This is a genomic window from Saccharopolyspora hordei, assembly GCF_013410345.1.
GTDB classification, from domain to species: domain Bacteria; phylum Actinomycetota; class Actinomycetes; order Mycobacteriales; family Pseudonocardiaceae; genus Saccharopolyspora; species Saccharopolyspora hordei.
Window position 1 is genome coordinate 3,258,853 of the sequence record NZ_JACCFJ010000001.1, and the last position, 16,566, is coordinate 3,275,418.

Consider the following 16,566-nt stretch of genomic DNA (forward strand, 5'->3'; position numbering starts at 1 on the left):
CACTGAGAAGAGGAGGACGACGTGGCGCCAGCCATCCGACTGTTCTGCTTCCCGCACGCCGGCGGCGGGACGGCGGCGTACCGACCGTGGGTGGGTGCGCTGGGGCCGGAGATCGAGGTGGTGCCGGTGGCGCTGCCCGGCCGCGAGGCGCGCATCGCCGAGCCGGCGCACCGGAGCATGGACACCCTGGCGGAGCTGGTCACGCGGGAGCTCGCGAGCTCCCTCGACCGCCCGTACGCCTTCTTCGGGCACAGCATGGGCGCCGGGCTGGCCTGGGAGGTCGCCCGCCGGACCGGGCCGTTGGGGGTGATCGCCTCGGCTCGGCGCGCGCCGCAGCTGCCGACCCGCCGCCGCCTGGTGTCCGACCTGCCCGACGAGCAGTTCGTCGCGGCCCTGCGCGGCCTCGAGGGGACGCCGCAGGCGGTGCTGGACGACCCCGAGCTGGTGGAGCTGCTGCTGCCGACGCTCCGGGCGGACTTCGCGGTCAGCGAGTCGTTCCAGGCCCCGGAGGGCCGGAAGCTGCACTGCCCGGTGGTGGCGATGGCCGGTGAGGACGACTCCGAACTGGACCGCGACGAGCTGGAGGCCTGGCGGGACGCCACGACCGGACCGTTCCGGTCGCGCTGGTTCCCCGGCGGCCACTTCTACCTGGCCAACGGCGCCCCGGACGTCCTCGCCGAGGTGCGGGCGGCCGTCCTGGAGTTCGCCGGACGCGCGCAGGCAGTCCGCCACGGCTGAGGCTCGGGCGTCCCCGCCACGGTCAGTCCGGGCGGTGGCCGAGGGCTGCGGAGATGCGCTGGGCGGCCCTGCTGACCACCTTGACCAGGCCGCGCATGCGGGCCGCGGGCATGTACGGGCGGGTGGCCGAGACGCTGATCGCGCCCACCAGGGCTCCGGTGGCGTCGCGGACCGGGGCGGCCACGCAGCGGATGCCCGGCTCGTTGTCCTCCACGTCCATCGTCACCTGCGACTCCGCGTACTCGCGCATGCGGGCGACGAAGGCCTCGACGTCGCCGGTGGCCAGCGCGGGCTCCACCGGGGTCTCGGCCTGGTAGAGCTGCTCCCACTCGTGCGGTGAGTCCAGCAGCAGGGCCATGCCGACCCCGGTGCGGGTGAGCGGCATCCGGTGCCCGATCCGGGACCGCATCTCCGCGCCGCGGGAACCGGGCAGCTTGTCGAGGTAGAGCACCGAGGAGCCGTCGCGGACCGCGAGGTGGACGGTGTCGCGCAGCTGCTCGGAGAGCTCTTCGAGCACCGGCCGGGCCACCACCGGCAGCGGGTTGCCGTGCAGCGCCTGGAACCCGAGCTCGATGAGCGTCGGCCCGAGCGCGTAGCCGTCCCGCCCGGACCGCAGGTACCCCTCGCGGACCAGCAGCTGCACCAGCCGGTGCGCGGTGCTGCGGCCCAGGCCGGTCCGTTCGACGAGGCCGCGCAGGTCGGTGGCGCCGTCGGCCACCGCGCGCACGACCGCCAGCCCCCTGGCCAGCGTCTGGGTGCCCGGAGGCGGGGGAGGGTCCTCGGTGGTCATGGCCGCGATCCTACATATCGGGACCGTGTTCGCATAATCGGGAACTGTTCCGCACAGTGGTCGGCCATGACCGACACCCGCCGCACCCCGAGCCTGATCGCGCTCGACTGGGGGACGTCCGCACAGCGTGCCTGGCTGCTCGACCGCGCCGGCGGGATCCTCGACGTCCGCCGGCCGGACCAGGGCCTGCTGGCCACCACGGCGGGCATCGACGTGCGCGACGCCCGCGCCCGCGAGCGCGCCTACGAGGCGGCGTTCTGGTCGGCCTGCGGCGACTGGGTCACCGCGCACCCGGACCTGCCGGTGCTGGCCTGCGGCATGGTCGGCAGCGCGCAGGGCTGGGCCGACGCCGGCTACCGCACCGTGCCCGCCGACCTGCGCTTCGGTGCCGACGCGCTCGTGCGGGTGCGGCACCGAAGCGGCGTCGCCCACCTCGTGCCCGGCCTGCGGGTGCCGTCCGCGCACGGCGCGCCCGGCGACGTGATCCGCGGCGAGGAGGCGCAGGTCATCGGCGCCCTCGACGCGCTGGGCGAGCCCACCGCGGCGCTCACCCTGGTGCTGCCCGGCACGCACGGCAAGTGGGTTCGGGTCGAGGAGGGCAAGGTCCTCTCGTTCAGCACGGCGATGACCGGCGAGCTGTTCGGCCTGCTCACCGAGCACGGCATCCTGGCGCGCACCGCAGCGGAACCGCGCCGCGACGACGCGGCGTTCGCCCGGGGGCTGCGCGCCGGGCGCTCCCGCGGCCTGGCGACCGAGCTCTTCGGCGCCCGCCCGCTCGCGCTCGACGGACTGCTGGACCCGGCGTCGGTGCCCGACTACGTCTCGGGCGTGCTCATCGCCGACGAGGTCGCCCACCACCTGCCGGCCACCGACCGGGACCGGGTGCTGCTGTGCGGCGCCGAGGACCTGTGCCGACGCTACGAGCAGGCGCTGGCCGCGCACGGCGTCACCCCGACCGTGCTGACCGAAGACGTCGCGGCGCGCGGGCTGTGGCAGATCGCGCGCTGGACCGGACTCCACCACGACGCACAGGAGCAGCAATGGCAGTGAACGGCAGCGGTCTGATCGCGATCCTGCGCGGGGTCACCCCGGACGAGGTGCTCGCCGTCGGCGAGGCGCTGGTCGAGGCGGGCATCGACGCGATCGAGGTGCCGCTGAACTCGCCGGACCCGTTCGCCTCGGTCGAGCGGCTGGCCGGCTCGCTGGGCGAGCGCTGCGCGGTGGGCGTCGGCACGGTGGTCGACGTCGCCGACGTGCCGCGGGCCCGCGACGCGGGGGCGCGGATCGCCGTCGCCCCCAACGCCGACCCCGAGGTCATCACCGCGGCGCTGGAGGCGGGCCTGCGGCCCTACCCCGGGGTGGCGACACCGACCGAGGCGTTCGCCGCGGTGAAGGCCGGGGCCCGGCACCTGAAGTTGTTCCCCGCCGACGCGGTGGGGGTCGCCGGGATGAAGGCGTGGCGGGCGGTCCTGCCCCCCGATGTCGAGATGCTGCCGGTCGGCGGGGTCGACGAGACCAACCTCGCCGAGTGGGCGGCGGCCGGGGCGGGCGGCGCCGGGCTCGGTTCCTCGCTCTACCGGCCCGGGGACACCCCCGAGCAGGTCGGCGCCCGCGCGGCCGCGATGCGACGCGCGTGGGACAGCGCCACCGCCTGAACCCCAGAAGGCGTGCTGAGAGAAGGAAAACGCACCAGATGAAGATCACGTCAATGACGACACACCAGGTGCCGCCGCGCTGGCTGTTCCTGAAGATCGAGACCGACGAGGGCGTCGTCGGGTGGGGCGAGCCGGTCCTGGAGGGCCGCGCCGACGCGGTCGCCGCCACCGTCGCCGAGCTCTCCGACTACCTCATCGGCCAGGACCCGACCCGCATCGAGGACATCTGGACGGTGCTCTACCGCGGCGGGTTCTACCGGGGCGGCGGCATCCACATGAGCGCGCTCGCCGGGATCGACCAGGCGCTGTGGGACATCCGCGGCAAGTCGCTCGGGCTGCCGGTGCACGAGCTGCTCGGCGGCCGGGTGCGGGACCGGATCAAGGTCTACTCCTGGATCGGCGGCGACCGCCCGGCCGAGACCGCGCGGGCCGCGCGCGAGGTGGTCGACCGCGGCTTCACCGCGGTCAAGATGAACGGCACCGAGGAGCTGCAGTACCTCGACAGCTGGGCCAAGGTCGACCAGTGCGTGGCCAACGTCGCCGCGGTGCGCGAGGAGGTCGGGCCCGACATCGGCATCGGCGTCGACTTCCACGGGCGCGTGCACCGGCCGATGGCCAAGGTGCTGCTGCGCGAGCTGGAGCCCTACCGGCTCATGTTCGTCGAGGAACCGGTGCTCTCCGAGCACCTGGACGGGGTCGCCGACGTGCTGCGGAACTCGCCGATCCCGATCGCGCTGGGCGAGCGGCTGTACTCGCGGTGGGACTTCAAGTCGGTGCTGGCCTCCGGCGCGGTGGACGTCGTGCAGCCCGACGCCTCGCACTGCGGTGGCATCACCGAGGCCCGCAAGATCGCGCACATGGCCGAGGCCCACGACGTGGCGCTGGCGCTGCACTGCCCGCTGGGCCCGATCGCGCTCGCGTCCTGCCTGCAGATCGACGCCGGCTGCTACAATGCGGTGATCCAGGAGCAGAGTCTGGGCATCCACTACAACACCTCCAACGACCTGCTCGACTACCTGGTCGACCCGTCGGTGTTCCGCTACGACGACGGGCAGGTCGCCATCCCGACCGGCCCGGGCCTGGGCATCGAGATCAACGAGGAGTACGTGGTCGAGCGGGCCGCCGAGGGCCACCGCTGGCGCAACCCGGTGTGGCGCCACGCCGACGGCTCCGTGGCGGAGTGGTGAGCGCGATGACCGAGACCACGACGACCCCGACGGCGCGGGCCGCCACCGCCACCCGCGCCCGGGTGTTCATCGCGGTGCTGCTGTTCGGCACCGTGGTGATCAACTACCTGGACCGCTCGAACCTGTCGATCGCCATGCCGGCCATCGCCAAGGAGCTGGAGCTGTCCACGGCCCAGCAGGGCCTGCTGCTGTCGGCCTTCGGCTGGACCTACGCGGCGATGCAGCTGCCCGGCGGCTGGCTGGTGGACCGGGTCCGGCCACGCCTGCTCTACCCGCTGTGCCTGGTGCTGTGGTCGCTGGCCACGTTGTTCATGGGCGTGGTCGGCGGGTTCGTCGCGCTCATCGTGCTGCGGCTGCTGGTCGGCGGCTTCGAGGCGCCCGCGTACCCGATCAACAGCCGGGTCGCCACGGTGTGGTTCCCGGAGCGGGAGCGCGCCACCGCCATCGGCTTCTACACCTCCGGCCAGTTCATCGGCCTGGCGCTGCTGACCCCGGTGCTGTCCTGGTTGCAGGCGGAGGTGTCGTGGCACTGGGTCTTCATCCTGACCGGCCTGGTCGGCATCGCGTGGGGCGCGTTCTGGTACGCCAGCTACCGGGAACCGCGCGAGTCGCGGGCCAACGCCGCGGAGGTGGAGCTGATCCGCTCCGGCGGCGGCCTGGTGGACCTGGTCGACGAGCAGCCGCGGCGGGCCCGGATCACCCGCGGCGACCTCGCCACGGTGCTCGGCAGGCGGAAGCTGTGGGGCATCTACCTCGGCCAGTTCTGCCTGACCTCGACGCTGTGGTTCTTCCTCACCTGGTTCCCGACCTACCTGGTGGACTACCGCGGGATGGACTACATCGAGACCGGGTTCCTGGCCTCGCTGCCGTTCGTGGCCGCGCTGGTGGGCGTGCTCGCCTCGGGCGTGCTCTCGGACGTCCTGCTGCGGCGCGGCGCCTCGCTGGGCCTGGCGCGCAAGGCGCCGATCATCGTCGGGCTGCTGCTGAGCACGCTGATGGTGGGCGCGAACTACACCGACTCGACGGCGCTGGTGATCGTGTTCCTGTCGGTGGCGTTCTTCGGCAACGGGCTCGCCTCGATCACCTGGTCGCTGGTCTCGGCGCTGGCGCCGGAGCGCCTGCTCGGGCTCACCGGCGGGATGTTCAACTTCATCGGCAACCTGTCGTCGATCGCGACGCCGATCGTGATCGGCTTCCTGGTCACCGAGGACAGCTTCACCCCGGCCTTCGGCTACATGACCGCGGTGACCGTCGCGGGCATCCTGTCCTACGTCCTGCTCGTCGGCCGGGTCGAGCGCGTTTCCGAGCGCTGACCGGCAGTTCCGGGGCCCGCCCGCGCGGGCCCCGGAACCCGAGGGCCCGCGACAGGACGATCTGCGCGGCGGAGCTCGCGAGCTCCGCTCCCGGTCGCCGCAGTTCCCGGACAGCGGCCACAGTGGACGAACCCGGGCGAATTCTTCGCGGTATCAAGGAAAGACCCGCTGCGCGAGCTGGCGCGGCGAGGCGTTCATGTGCTCCCTCCTGTTGACGCCCTGAGGCTGTCCGGAAGGGTCAACGTTCCTTCTGGGGCTGATCGGCGCCCAGAAGTCCTTTTGTTCAAGCGGTCTGCGCCGCTTCACGGCTACCCGCCGTCATCCAACCCGTGCAGCTGCCGGCTGATCGCGCTGCCGGGTCAGGTCTGCGCGACATCCCCGCCGGATCGAACCGCCTTCCTCCTGTCGAGCGCCTCCCGCCGGAAATGATCTGTTGACCATCCTCTCACCTTGTGGCAATACTATCCGCACATTGAGAGTAGTTACCACGGTATGAAAAGGATGCTGCATGCGCGCGTCAGTGCTGGGGCTCGGCGAGGCCGGGAGTTTGTACGCGATGGGCCTGGTCAAGCAGGGGTGGGCCGTCTCGGGCTACGATCCGGCCGACCACGCCACGCCGCCCGGGGTGGTCAGGGCGAGCACCCCGGAGGAAGCGGTCGACGGCGCCGAGGTGGTGCTGAGCCTGGTGGGCGGATCGGCAGCGCTCCCGGCGGCGGAGTCGGTCGCGGCGTTCCTCCGGCCGGACGCGGTCTACGCGGACATGAACGCGGGCGACCCCGCGGTGAAGAGGCAGGTCGCGGCCGAGGTCGGGGAGGGCCGGTTCGCCGACGTCGCGGTGATCGGTTCGGTGCCGACCCGCGGCGCGGCCACGAACGTGGTCATCAGCGGAGCGGGTTCGCGGGCGGCCGCCCGCGCGTTCGCCGCTCTCGGCGCCGAGGTCGAGGACATCGGAGGCGGGCCCGGCGAGGCCACTGCGCGCAAGCTGCTGCGCAGCACGTTCATGAAAGGTCTTGGCGCGTTGATCGTGGAATCCGTGGCCGCGGGCCGCGCGGCCGGGGCGGAGGAATGGGTGCGCGAGCAGATCGCCGCCGAGCTCAGCGGCGGAGCTGGTGCGCTCGACCGGCTGCACGGAGGCACGTGCAAGCACGCCGCGCGGCGCACCGTCGAAGCCGATGCCGCGGCGTCGCTGCTCGACTCGCTCGGCGTGCGGCCGGTCCTCACGCGCGCCACCGCTGAGCTGCACCGGGGGCTGGCCGATGCGGCGCTCGCCCCGGTCGAGGACGTCCTGGCCGAGTACGCCGGGCTCGCGGTGGCCAACATCGGCGACGCGCGGGACCGGATGGGCGTGCTGGACGGTGCGATCCGCTCGCTGTGGAAGGGCGCGCGGCTGGTCGGGCGGGCTCGCACGGTCTGGGTGCGCAGCGGCGACAACTTGGCCGTGCACCGGGCAGTTGCGGCCGCCGAGCCCGGCGATGTGCTGGTCGTCAACGGGCAGGGCGACACGAGCCGGGCGCTGATCGGCGAGCTGATCGCCGAGCGCGCCAAGGCCCGCGGGGTGGTCGGCATGATCATCGACGGCGCGGCGCGCGACGTCGTCGAGCTGGAGCGCATCGGCTTCGGCGTGTGGGCGCGCGGTGTCTCCGCGGCCGGGCCGTACAAGCACGGTCCGGGGCAGATCGACGTGCCCGTCGCGGTCGGGGGTGTGGTGGCCCGCCCCGGTGACGTGGTCGTGGCCGACGACGACGGGGTCGTCGTCGTCCCGGCCGCCGAAGCCGTGGCGGGTCTGCTCGGGGGCCGCGCGGTGGAGGCCGACGAGGCGCAGCGCCGCGCCGCGATCCTCGCCGGGACCGCGTGATGACCGGGGTGTGGGCGCTGGTCGCGTTCGTCGGCGTGATCATCGTCTGGAACGCGGTGTTCAAGCGGAACATCGGCGAGGCGATGATCCTCGGGTTCCTCGCCGTCTGCGCGTTCGCCCTGATCGGCGGGGTGGAGGACGGCGGCTCCCCGCTGGGGGCCATCGGTGCCGCGGTGCTCGAGGCGATGCAGGAGGAGGTCACCTTCGCCGGGCTGGCGTTCGTGTCCATGAGCTACCTGCTCACCAGGACGCCGGTGCTGGACAAGCTGATCGACCTGCTGAACTCGGTGCTGGGGCGGCTGCGCGGCGGGCCGGTCTACACCGCCACCGTCGCGGGCGGCATCTTCGGCGCGATCGCCCACGTCGGTGCCGCGGTGACCGCCGCGGTCGGATCCGTGACCGTGCCGTGGATGAAGCGCTCCGGCGTCAAGCCGGAACTCGCCGCCACGGTCGTGGCGGGCGGTGCGGGCATGGGTGTGACCTTCCCGTTCTCCTCGACGATGTTCATCCTCGTCGGCGGTCTCGCCGCCCAGGGCATCATGCAACCCGACGAGATCGTCAAACCGCTGGCGCTGGCCGGGCTGTGGTGCCTGGGCTACCGCCTGGTGCTGGTGTTCTTCCTGGTGCGCCGCCACGGCATCGAACCGATCGCGGCCGCGGACCGGATGCCGTTCGGGCGCAGCCTGCGCAGCGGGTGGACGTCGCTGCTGCTGTTCGTGCCGATCCTGATCCCGCTGCTGCTGACCCGCGGCCCGATCGCCGAGCTGCTGGGCGCCCACTCCGGCGTGGGTGACGAGCTCAAGAAGCCGGTCGAGCTCGCCGACGGCACCACGCTGCCCGCGCAGCCCTACGAGATGCCGGACGTGATCAGCCTGATCACCTGGATCCCGGTGCTGATGATCGCCCTGGTGCTGGTCCTGGGCCGCAAACACCTGCCGCGCAGCGCATCCGCGTGGTGGTCCACAGTGGCCAGAGCCGCCCCCTCGTTCGGCGTCATCGGCATCACCATCGTCGCGGCGTTCTCCGCCTCCAACCTGCTCGCCGACCTCGGCCTGGCCGACCAGCTCAAGGCCGTGCTGTCCGGCCTGCAGGCACCGGCCTGGATCATGGCCATCGCGATCGGCCTGATCATCGTGGCCATCGCCATCCCGCTCACCGCCAGCGCGACCATGGCAGCGGTGGGCCCGGTGGCGGTCGCCGCGCTGGTCGGGGCCGGGATCCCGGCACCCATCGCGGCCGCCGCGGTGCTGATCTTCGCCTCCACGGAGGGCGCGTCGCCGCCCTCCGGCGCCCCGATCTACGTCGCGTCCGGCATCGCCCGCGTCGACCCGGTCAAGACCTTCCTGCCGCTGCTCAGCTACTACTGCCTGCCGATCCTCGGCATGGGTGTGCTGATCGCCATCGGCGCACTGCCCGTCTGACCCCGATCCTGTGGAGCCCTCATGAGTTCGACGACGAACGCGCAGGCACCGGCACCACCGGCGTCCCGCCCGACGCGCATCGCGACCGCCCTGTTCGTGGTCTCCGCGGTGTTCTTCCTGCTCGCCGGTGCGGCCATCGTGATCGGGCAGATCGCGACCCTCGCCGTCGGCGACGCCGCGGCGGCCCGCCACTGGGCCTCGGCGCTCGGCCCGTACGCGTTCGGCGGTGCGTCCGTGGCCGGCCTGCTCTCCTTCGCCCTGTCCTACCGGAGCGCGGTCGACGGCGGGAGCGAGGCCGACGATGCCTGAGGTGAATCCGGGTGCGCCCGCGTACGCGCAGCTGCGCGGGAACACCCCGCCCGGGTCCAGCTGGGGCGTCTTCCGCGACGACCCCGAGCGCGGGATGGCCAACTTCGCCGGTCCCGCGCAGGTGCTGGACGCGGTCGCCGCGGTCGATCGCGGGGCGGTGTTCTCCCTCGACCACGCCCTCGACGCGTTCGACCCGCCCATGGCCCGGGCCCGCAAGGCCCCGCACCACGAGCTGCTGTCCAGCCACCCGGAAGCCCGCGACGACGTGCTCCGCGAGTTCTACCCGCAGGCCAGCTCGCAGGTGGACGGCCTGCGCCACCGGCGGGCGTCGGGCCACGGCTTCTACGGCGGCGTGGCCGACGAGGACATCCGGCCCGGCAGCCCGGCGCTGGGCGTGCAGCGCTGGGCGGAGAAGCCGATCGTCGGGCGCGGCGTGGTCATCGACGTCGAGGGCCTGCTCGCCGCTGAAGGTCGGCCCCTCGACCACCGGGCCGGGCCCGCTCTGGACGTCGAGCTGCTGGATCGAGCGCTGCACGCCCAGGGCGAGCGGGTGCGGCCGGGCGATCTCGTCCTGGTGCACACCGGATGGGCGCGCTGGTTCCTCGATGCCGACCGCGACGTGCGCGGCGAAGTGCGCGCTGCCCGGCGGGCGACCGGGTTCCGGCAGAGCGCGGACCTGCCCGCCTGGCTGTGGGACCACCAAGTCGCCCTGTTCGCCACCGACACCTTCGCGGTGGAGGTCCTGCCGGTCGTCCCGGACAGCCCGTACCGGGACTCCGCTCCCGAGGACGCCGGGATGATGCACCAGGAGCTCATCGCCAAGCTCGGTGCGCCGCTCGGGGAGCTCTGGAACCTCACCGACCTGGTCGCCGACAGCCGCCGCACCGGCCGGTGGGACGCGTTGCTGGTGGTGAAGCCGCTGCACCTCGTCGGCGGCGTCGGCTCGCCGCCCAACGCGACCGCCCTGCGGTGATCCGGCGTTCGCGGGCATGTTCACCACTGTGTGGAAAGATGGGGAGGAGGTTCCGACCGAGGGGAGCGCCCACCCGCCCATGGAAACGGCGAAATCACCGGCGACCAGCATGCGATCGCTCGAGCGGGCCATCGACGTCCTGGAGGTGCTCGACACCAGTCGGCACGCCTTGCGGCTCAGCGACATCGCCCGCCGCGCCGACCTGCCCGTCGCGACCACCCAGCGCATCCTCAACGTGCTCGAAGCGCGCGGCCGGGTCGAGCGGGACGCCACCGGTTACCGCCCCGGGGTCGGGTTGATCTTCGGGGCGCACGCCTACCTCACCAGCAGCCCGCTGATCACGGCCGCCCGGCCGGTCCTGCAGGACCTCGCCGCGGAGACCGGCCTGACCGCCTCGCTGTTCAAGCGCATCGGCTGGTCCCGCGTCGTCCTCGCCCGCGTCGACGGGGCGCGCCCGCTGCGCTACGAACTCCCCATCGGAGAACGGCTCCCCCTGCACCTCGGCGCGGGCAAGGCCCTCGTGGCCAACATGGACCCGGACGAGCTCGACCAGTTCCTCGCCCAGCTCGGCGACCGCACCCGAGCCGACGGGACCGCGATCGAGCAGGACGAGTTCCTCGACGACCTCAAGCAGATCCGCGACCGCGGCTACTCGCACGCCCGCAACGAACGCGAACCCGGGATGGCCTCCGTCGCGGCACCGGTCGCCGAACCCGACGGCAGCACGACCGCCGCGGTCCAGGTCTCCGGCCCGCAGGACGCCATCCCGTCGGATCGCCTCCCCGGCCTCGGCATCGAGGTGCAGCGCGCCGCCTACGCCATCGCACGCCGCGCCTTCTGACCGGCCGTTCCGGGGCCCCGCCCGCGCAGGGCCCCGGGGCGATCACGCGAAGCCCGCCGTGTTGTGCGGGGCGTAGGCCTCCTCCAGGTGCTTGGCCTCGTCGTCGTCGAGGGTCACGTCGACGGCGGCGATCGCGTCCTGCAGGTGCGCCAGCTTGGTCGCGCCCACGATCGGCGCGGAGACCACCGGGTTGCGCAGGACCCACGCCAGCGCGATCTGCGCGGCGGAGATCCCGCGCCGGCCCGCCAGCTCCTGCACCCGCTCCACGATCGTCCGGTCGCTGTCCAGGTAGAGGGTCTTGCCGAACTCGTCGGTCTCGGACCGCGCCGTCGAGGCGTCCCACGGGCGGGTCAGCCGCCCCCGGGCCAGCGGGCTCCACGGGATGGAACCCACGCCCTGGTCCGCGCAGAACGGCAGCATCTCCCGTTCTTCCTCGCGGTAGAGCAGGTTGTAGTGGTTCTGCATGGTGACGAACCGCGTCCAGCCGTTGCGCTCGGCGGTGAACTGGGCCTTGGCGAACTGCCAGGTGTGCATCGAGGAGGCCCCGATGTAGCGGGCCTTGCCCGCCTTCACCACGTCGTGCAGCGCCTCCATGGTCTCCTCGATGCGCGTCTCGTGGTCCCACCGGTGGATCTGGTAGAGGTCGACGTGGTCGGTGCCGAGCCGGCGCAGGCTGTTGTCGATCTCGGCCATGATCGCCCGGCGCGACAGCCCGGCGCCGTTCGGCCCGGGGCGCATCCGGCTGCGCACCTTGGTGGCGATCACGACGTCCTCGCGCGAGGCGAAGTCCTTCAGCGCCCGGCCGACGATCTCCTCGCTGGAGCCGTTCGAGTAGACGTTGGCGGTGTCGAAGAAGTTGATCCCGGCCTCGAGCGCGGCGCGGATGATCTCGCGGCTGGGCTCCTCCGGGAGGGTCCAGGTGTGGGTGCCGCGGTCCGGCTCCCCGAAGCTCATGCAGCCCACGCAGATCGACGAGACCTCCAGGCCGGTCGTTCCGAGTCGGGTGTAGCGCATGGTCGTCCTCCTGCTGTCGAGAAGTTCTGCTCCAGTACCTACCGCTGCGCGGGCCCCCGTTCAACTCGCTTCCGGCCCCTGCGGGGGAGGGGTTGACTTCGGCCGCGAGCCCTGCACCGTTTCCGGTGCGCACGAGGTCGGTGCACTCGTTGGGCATACCGCGCGATTCGGGCGGCTCGGCGCGCAGGTGCGTCCGAAATGGACCGATCGGGCGGAAGGCGTCGAACGACGTCGTGTTCATCCGATGTGGACCAACCGCGGACGTCGGGGCGGAATCGTCGACCTATGAGTAATGCCACTCTCCGCCGGGCGTTCGTGGACGTGCGTTGCCGGCGCAGGCAGGGTGGCGGACGGGAAGAGCACCACGTTCGATGCGCTGGCGCCGGTGAAGGCGTCGCGGGAGGTACGCAGCATGGCCGAACCGGGTCGGGACGAGTCGGCGGGCGAAGACCCGGTGCGCGGGGAGAACCCCGAGCAGGAGGGCGCGGCGCAGGCCGAAGACCAGGTCGAGGCGGGCCAGGCCGAATCGACTGAGGCGGGCCAGGCCGAATCGACTGAGGCGGGCCAGGCCGAATCGACTGAGGCGGGCCAGGCCGAATCGACCGAGGCGGCCCAGCCCGGGACGGCCGAGGAGGCGCCAGCCGCCCCGAGCCGCGGCGGCAAGAAGGGACTGCTCGTCGGGCTCGGCAGCGGTCTGGTCGTGGGGGCCGTCGCCGGGCTGGCGGTCGCCGGGCTCGCCAAGCCGGACTTCCTCGTCGGACCGGGCGCACCGGACGACACGGCGTCCGCGGTCACCGCGGCACTGGCCAGCAAGAACGCCAGCGGCCTGGCGGAGAACTCGTGCCGCAGCACCGACGGCAAGCTGGCCCCGCAACTCCCGCCGCAGGCGTTGCAGCTGATCCAGTCCGCCGAGCAGTCGGGCCCGCCGCGCCGCTCGCTGGACAGCGAGGCGCTGACCCCCGTGGACCTCACGCTCACCGCGCAGGGCCAGACCCAGACCGTCCCGATCGACGTCGTCCTCGGCGTGACCGACGGCGAGTGGTGCATGAAGGGCATCGCCGACCGCCAGCAGTAGCTGCTGGTGCGTCCGCCGCCCGCACACCTAACGTGTGCGCGTGGAACGACGTCAGCTCGAGTACTTCCTCGCCGTGGTCGACCACGGCGGCTTCACCGCGGCGGCCGCCGCGCTGCACGTGGCGCAGCCGTCGCTCTCGCACTCGATCAAGGTGCTGGAGCGGGAGCTGGGCGCGGAGCTGTTCCACCGGCTGCCGCGCAGCGTGCGGCTCACCTCCGCCGGTTCCGCGCTGATCGACTTCGCCCGTCGGGCGCTGCGCGAGATGGAGACCGGGCGGGCCGCGGTGCGCGAGGTGACCGGGCTGATGGCGGGCCGGCTGGACCTGGTCACGCTGCCCACGCTCGCGCTGGACCCGCTGGCCCGGGTGATCGGCCGGTTCCGCGCCCGCCACCCGCAGGTCCGGGTGCGGCTGAACCAGCCGGAGTCCGAGGACGACGTGCGCGCCGCCGTGCGCACCGGGGAGGCCGAGCTCGGCCTGGCCGACGCGGTGCCGCGCCCGGTCGACGACCTGGAGAGCGTCCCGGTCGGCGAGCAGGAACTCGTCATCACGATGCCGCCGGGCAGCACCCCGCCGCCGGACGGGCGGATGACCGTCGAGGAGCTGCTCACCAAGGAGGTGGTGACCGGGTTCGAGGGCACCCTGGTGCGCGATCTCCTGCGCGCGGAAGCCGCGCGCCGGGGCACCGAACCCAACGTCGTGGTGGAGGTGGGTCACCGCGAATCGGCGCTGCACCTGGTGGTGGCCGGTGCCGGGTGCGCCGTGCTGCCGCGCCCGCTCGCGCGGCTCGCCGAGCTCGAAGGGGCGGTGCTGTGCTCGATGGACCCGGTGCTGAACCGCCGCATCGACCTGTTCCACCGCCCGGGGAAGCTGTCGCCCGCCGCGCAGGCGTTCCTGGAGATGCTGGCATAGCCGGTTTCTATCGCCAGGCGTGAAATTCGGTATTGGTGTCGATGGGTGGTGTGGTTTCCAATCGTCGGCATGACCCACACCACAAGCTTCCCCGCCGATCCGCGCCCGAGGGTCGTCACCCTCGGCACCGCAGGAGGGCCCCGCTGGTGGTCCGGCGAGGACGCGGGCAAGCGCGCGGGCATCGCCACGGCCGTCCTCGTCGGCGACCGCGCCTACCTCGTCGACGCCGGGCACGGTGTCGGACGGCAGCTGAACCTCGCGGGCATCCCGATCAGCTCGCTGCGCGCGGTGTTCCTGACCCACCTGCACTCCGACCACACCGTCGACCTGGCGAGCCTGGCGATCTTCGGCATGTTCGCGCTGGCCGAGGACCAGCCCGCGATCCGGATCATCGGACCGGGCGACCGGGGAGCGCTGCCGCCCGTCGCGCCCCGCGCGGTGGTGCCGCCGTCCCCGGTGTTCCCCGAGCAGCCGACCCCGGGCACGGCGGCGATGTTCCACCACCTGATGGCCGCGCACGCCACCGACCTGAACGACCGGGTGCTCGATGCGCTGCGGCCCAGCCCGCTCGACCGCTTCCGCGCCGAGGACATCCGCATCCCCGAGGGCATCGGCTACCACCCGAACGACAACCCGACGCCGGAGGGCGTGCAGCCGTTCGAGGTCTACGCCGACGAGCTGGTGACCGTCACGGCCACCCTCGTGCGGCACCCGCCGATCGCCCCGGCGTTCGCCTTCCGCTTCGACACCGCGCACGGTTCCGCCACGATCTCCGGTGACACCGCGCCGTGCGAGAACCTGGTCCGCCTCGCCCGCGACACCGATCTGCTGCTGCACGAGGCGATCGACTTCGACTGGGTGCACCGCACCTACGCGGGCGGCGGTCCGACCGCGCAGGCCTCGATCGACCACCACACCAAGTCGCACACCAGCCCGGAGCAGGCGGTGGGCATCGCCAACGCCGCTGGTGCGCGAGCGCTCGCCCTGCACCACCTGGTGCCCGGGACCGCGCCCCGATCGGTGTGGGAGGCCGCGGCCGCCCGGTGCCGCGGCGCCTTCTTCGTCCCCGACGACCTCGACGTGCTGCCCTTCGGCGCTATCTCGCGCGAAGGGGTGGTCGCATCGTGAACCCGCAGACCGCCGAGCCGACCCGCGAGTCCACATCGGACAGCCTGAACACCCGGGAGATGCGGCGCATCCTGGCGTCGAGCTTCATCGGCAGCGCCATCGAGTTCTACGACTTCATCCTCTACGCGACCGCCGCCAGCCTCGTGTTCGGCAAGCTGTTCTTCGCCGGGATGCCGCCTGCGGTGGGCCTGTTCGCCTCGTTCAGCACGCTGGCCGTCGGCTACGTCGCCCGCCCGCTCGGCGGCGCGATCTTCGGCCACTTCGGCGACCGCCTCGGCCGCAAGGGCGTGCTGATCCTGTCGATGGTGCTGATGGGCGCGGCGACCACCGCCATCGGCCTGCTGCCGACCAGCGCCCAGATCGGCGTCGTGGCGCCGACCCTGCTGGTCGTGCTGCGGCTGGTGCAGGGTCTGGCCGTCGGCGGCGAGTGGGGCGGCGCGATGCTCGTGGCGCTCGAGCACGCCCCGGCGAAGCGGCGCGGGTTCGCGGCGAGCTTCGCCAACATGGGCGGGCCCGCCGGTGCCGTGCTCGCCACGCTGGTGGTGGCCGCGTTCTCGGCGCTGCCGGACGCGCAGTTCCTCGGCTGGGGCTGGCGGGTGCCGTTCCTGCTCAGCGCGGTGCTGATCGGGATCGGCCTGCTGATCCGGGTGAAGGTGGCCGAGACGCCGCTGTTCCTGGACCTGGAGGACAGGGCCGAGCGGCGGAAGATCCCGCTGCTGGAGGTCGTCACGCAGTACCCGCGCAACCTGGTGCTGGGCATCGTCGCCGGGATGAGCTCCTACACTGTGCAGGGCTTGATGACGGTGTGGGCGGTGGCGCACGTGATCGAGCTCGGCGTGGACCGGACCGGCGTGCTCAACGTCAAGGCGGTCGGGGCGGCGCTGACGGTCGTCGGGATCTGGTTCGCCGCCCGCCTGTCCGACCGGTTCGGCCGCAAGCCGGTGATGCTCGCCGGGATGGTCGCCGGGGCGGTGCTGGCGTACCCGATCGTCCTGCTGCTGCAGACGGGCGAGCTGTGGGGGTTTGCCATCGGCCTCTTCCTGGCCAACGGCATCGTCCAGGGCGTCATCTTCGGGCCGTTCGGCGCGTTCGTCGCCGAGCTCTTCCCGACCCGGATGCGCTACACCGGCGCGTCGCTGGCCTACCAGACCGCCTCCACCCTCGGCGCCGGGTTCACCCCGGTGATCGCCTCCGGGCTGGTGCTCGCGGCGGGCGGCGACCTGTGGCTGGTCGCGCTGGTGTGGGCGCTGTCCTTCCTGGTCTCGGCGGCCTGCGTGCTGGCCGTCCGGGAAGGCCGCGACGTCGACCTGGCGGGCGAGACCAAGTAGCGGAGCCGCCCCGGGCGACCAGCTCGGGG

At 72.9% G+C, this 16,566-nt stretch carries 16 protein-coding genes; 14 read left to right on the plus strand and 2 right to left on the minus strand.

Annotated elements, in window-relative coordinates; translation table 11 throughout:
• Positions 1 to 21: 21 nt before the first annotated feature.
• Positions 22 to 738: a thioesterase II family protein gene (locus HNR68_RS14945; RefSeq protein WP_343050162.1), complete on the plus strand. Its 717-nt coding sequence runs from the start codon at positions 22 to 24 to the stop codon at positions 736 to 738.
• Between the two features lie 22 nt (positions 739 to 760).
• Here HNR68_RS14945 and HNR68_RS14950 read toward each other — a convergent pair whose 3' ends face one another.
• Positions 761 to 1,528: an IclR family transcriptional regulator gene (locus HNR68_RS14950; RefSeq protein ID WP_179721444.1), complete on the minus strand. Its 768-nt coding sequence runs from the start codon at positions 1,526 to 1,528 to the stop codon at positions 761 to 763.
• A 66-nt stretch (positions 1,529 to 1,594) separates the two neighbouring features.
• Here HNR68_RS14950 and HNR68_RS14955 point away from each other — a divergent pair, with 66 nt between their 5' ends.
• The 9 genes from HNR68_RS14955 to HNR68_RS14995 all read left to right on the plus strand — a co-directional run bounded on the left by HNR68_RS14955 (position 1,595) and on the right by HNR68_RS14995 (position 11,082).
• Entirely contained in the window at positions 1,595 to 2,578 is a 984-nt protein-coding gene (locus HNR68_RS14955) for a 2-dehydro-3-deoxygalactonokinase (protein WP_179721446.1), read from the plus strand.
• Positions 2,569 to 3,183: a 2-dehydro-3-deoxy-6-phosphogalactonate aldolase gene (locus tag HNR68_RS14960; RefSeq protein ID WP_179721448.1), complete on the plus strand. Its 615-nt coding sequence runs from the start codon at positions 2,569 to 2,571 to the stop codon at positions 3,181 to 3,183. The genes HNR68_RS14955 and HNR68_RS14960 overlap by 10 nt, the downstream gene beginning before the upstream one ends.
• Positions 3,180 to 4,370, plus strand: a complete 1,191-nt coding sequence (dgoD, locus tag HNR68_RS14965) for a galactonate dehydratase (RefSeq protein WP_281377650.1) — start codon at positions 3,180 to 3,182, stop codon at positions 4,368 to 4,370. Before HNR68_RS14960 ends, dgoD begins: the two co-directional genes overlap by 4 nt.
• Before the next feature lie 5 nt (positions 4,371 to 4,375).
• Positions 4,376 to 5,683 (plus strand): MFS transporter, encoded by a 1,308-nt coding sequence (locus HNR68_RS14970; RefSeq protein WP_179721452.1) that lies wholly within the window; start codon positions 4,376 to 4,378, stop codon positions 5,681 to 5,683.
• 508 nt (positions 5,684 to 6,191) lie between these two features.
• On the plus strand, positions 6,192 to 7,538 hold the full coding sequence (locus HNR68_RS14975; RefSeq protein WP_179721454.1) for an RraA family protein: 1,347 nt from the start codon (positions 6,192 to 6,194) through the stop codon (positions 7,536 to 7,538).
• A complete protein-coding gene (locus tag HNR68_RS14980) occupies positions 7,538 to 8,959 on the plus strand; it encodes a TRAP transporter large permease subunit (protein ID WP_179721456.1) in 1,422 nt (473 codons plus the stop codon). The genes HNR68_RS14975 and HNR68_RS14980 overlap by 1 nt, the downstream gene beginning before the upstream one ends.
• Positions 8,960 to 8,980: 21 nt before the next feature.
• The gene (locus HNR68_RS14985; RefSeq protein WP_179721458.1) at positions 8,981 to 9,268 is read left to right on the plus strand and encodes a hypothetical protein; all 288 of its coding nucleotides are present in this window, start codon (positions 8,981 to 8,983) and stop codon (positions 9,266 to 9,268) included.
• Positions 9,261 to 10,241 (plus strand): cyclase family protein, encoded by a 981-nt coding sequence (locus tag HNR68_RS14990; protein ID WP_179721460.1) that lies wholly within the window; start codon positions 9,261 to 9,263, stop codon positions 10,239 to 10,241. Before HNR68_RS14985 ends, HNR68_RS14990 begins: the two co-directional genes overlap by 8 nt.
• A 109-nt stretch (positions 10,242 to 10,350) precedes the next feature.
• The gene (locus tag HNR68_RS14995; RefSeq protein ID WP_218888311.1) at positions 10,351 to 11,082 is read left to right on the plus strand and encodes an IclR family transcriptional regulator; all 732 of its coding nucleotides are present in this window, start codon (positions 10,351 to 10,353) and stop codon (positions 11,080 to 11,082) included.
• Positions 11,083 to 11,124: 42 nt separating this feature from the next.
• On the opposite strand, the gene HNR68_RS15000 is transcribed toward HNR68_RS14995, so the two are convergent.
• Positions 11,125 to 12,096 carry an aldo/keto reductase gene (locus HNR68_RS15000; protein ID WP_179721464.1) on the minus strand — a complete coding sequence of 324 codons (972 nt, stop codon included), beginning with the start codon at positions 12,094 to 12,096 and terminating at the stop codon, positions 11,125 to 11,127.
• Positions 12,097 to 12,508: 412 nt separating this feature from the next.
• On the opposite strand from HNR68_RS15000, the gene HNR68_RS15005 reads away from it, so the two are divergent.
• The 4 genes from HNR68_RS15005 (at position 12,509) to HNR68_RS15020 (ending at position 16,537) form a co-directional block, all read left to right on the plus strand.
• Positions 12,509 to 13,171, plus strand: coding sequence for a hypothetical protein (locus HNR68_RS15005; RefSeq protein WP_179721466.1), 663 nt, complete (start codon positions 12,509 to 12,511; stop codon positions 13,169 to 13,171).
• A 40-nt stretch (positions 13,172 to 13,211) separates the two neighbouring features.
• Positions 13,212 to 14,081: a LysR substrate-binding domain-containing protein gene (locus HNR68_RS15010; RefSeq protein WP_179721468.1), complete on the plus strand. Its 870-nt coding sequence runs from the start codon at positions 13,212 to 13,214 to the stop codon at positions 14,079 to 14,081.
• A gap of 69 nt (positions 14,082 to 14,150) precedes the next feature.
• The gene (locus HNR68_RS15015; protein ID WP_179721470.1) at positions 14,151 to 15,209 is read left to right on the plus strand and encodes an MBL fold metallo-hydrolase; all 1,059 of its coding nucleotides are present in this window, start codon (positions 14,151 to 14,153) and stop codon (positions 15,207 to 15,209) included.
• Complete coding sequence (locus HNR68_RS15020) at positions 15,206 to 16,537, plus strand: MFS transporter (RefSeq protein ID WP_343050164.1); 1,332 nt, start codon at positions 15,206 to 15,208, stop codon at positions 16,535 to 16,537. Before HNR68_RS15015 ends, HNR68_RS15020 begins: the two co-directional genes overlap by 4 nt.
• The last annotated feature ends 29 nt before the right edge of the window (positions 16,538 to 16,566 follow it).

What these genes read in the sequence shown, in the direction of transcription:
- HNR68_RS14950 (WP_179721444.1), bottom strand. Translation starts at nt 1,528, where the DNA reads ATGACCACCGAGGACCCTCCCCCGCCTCCGGGCACCCAGACGCTGGCC.
- HNR68_RS14955 (WP_179721446.1), top strand. Translation starts at nt 1,595, where the DNA reads ATGACCGACACCCGCCGCACCCCGAGCCTGATCGCGCTCGACTGGGGG.
- HNR68_RS14960 (WP_179721448.1), top strand. Translation starts at nt 2,569, where the DNA reads ATGGCAGTGAACGGCAGCGGTCTGATCGCGATCCTGCGCGGGGTCACC.
- HNR68_RS14970 (WP_179721452.1), top strand. Translation starts at nt 4,376, where the DNA reads ATGACCGAGACCACGACGACCCCGACGGCGCGGGCCGCCACCGCCACC.
- HNR68_RS14975 (WP_179721454.1), top strand. Translation starts at nt 6,192, where the DNA reads ATGCGCGCGTCAGTGCTGGGGCTCGGCGAGGCCGGGAGTTTGTACGCG.
- HNR68_RS14980 (WP_179721456.1), top strand. Translation starts at nt 7,538, where the DNA reads ATGACCGGGGTGTGGGCGCTGGTCGCGTTCGTCGGCGTGATCATCGTC.
- HNR68_RS14985 (WP_179721458.1), top strand. Translation starts at nt 8,981, where the DNA reads ATGAGTTCGACGACGAACGCGCAGGCACCGGCACCACCGGCGTCCCGC.
- HNR68_RS14990 (WP_179721460.1), top strand. Translation starts at nt 9,261, where the DNA reads ATGCCTGAGGTGAATCCGGGTGCGCCCGCGTACGCGCAGCTGCGCGGG.
- HNR68_RS14995 (WP_218888311.1), top strand. Translation starts at nt 10,351, where the DNA reads ATGCGATCGCTCGAGCGGGCCATCGACGTCCTGGAGGTGCTCGACACC.
- HNR68_RS15000 (WP_179721464.1), bottom strand. Translation starts at nt 12,096, where the DNA reads ATGCGCTACACCCGACTCGGAACGACCGGCCTGGAGGTCTCGTCGATC.
- HNR68_RS15005 (WP_179721466.1), top strand. Translation starts at nt 12,509, where the DNA reads ATGGCCGAACCGGGTCGGGACGAGTCGGCGGGCGAAGACCCGGTGCGC.
- HNR68_RS15015 (WP_179721470.1), top strand. Translation starts at nt 14,151, where the DNA reads ATGACCCACACCACAAGCTTCCCCGCCGATCCGCGCCCGAGGGTCGTC.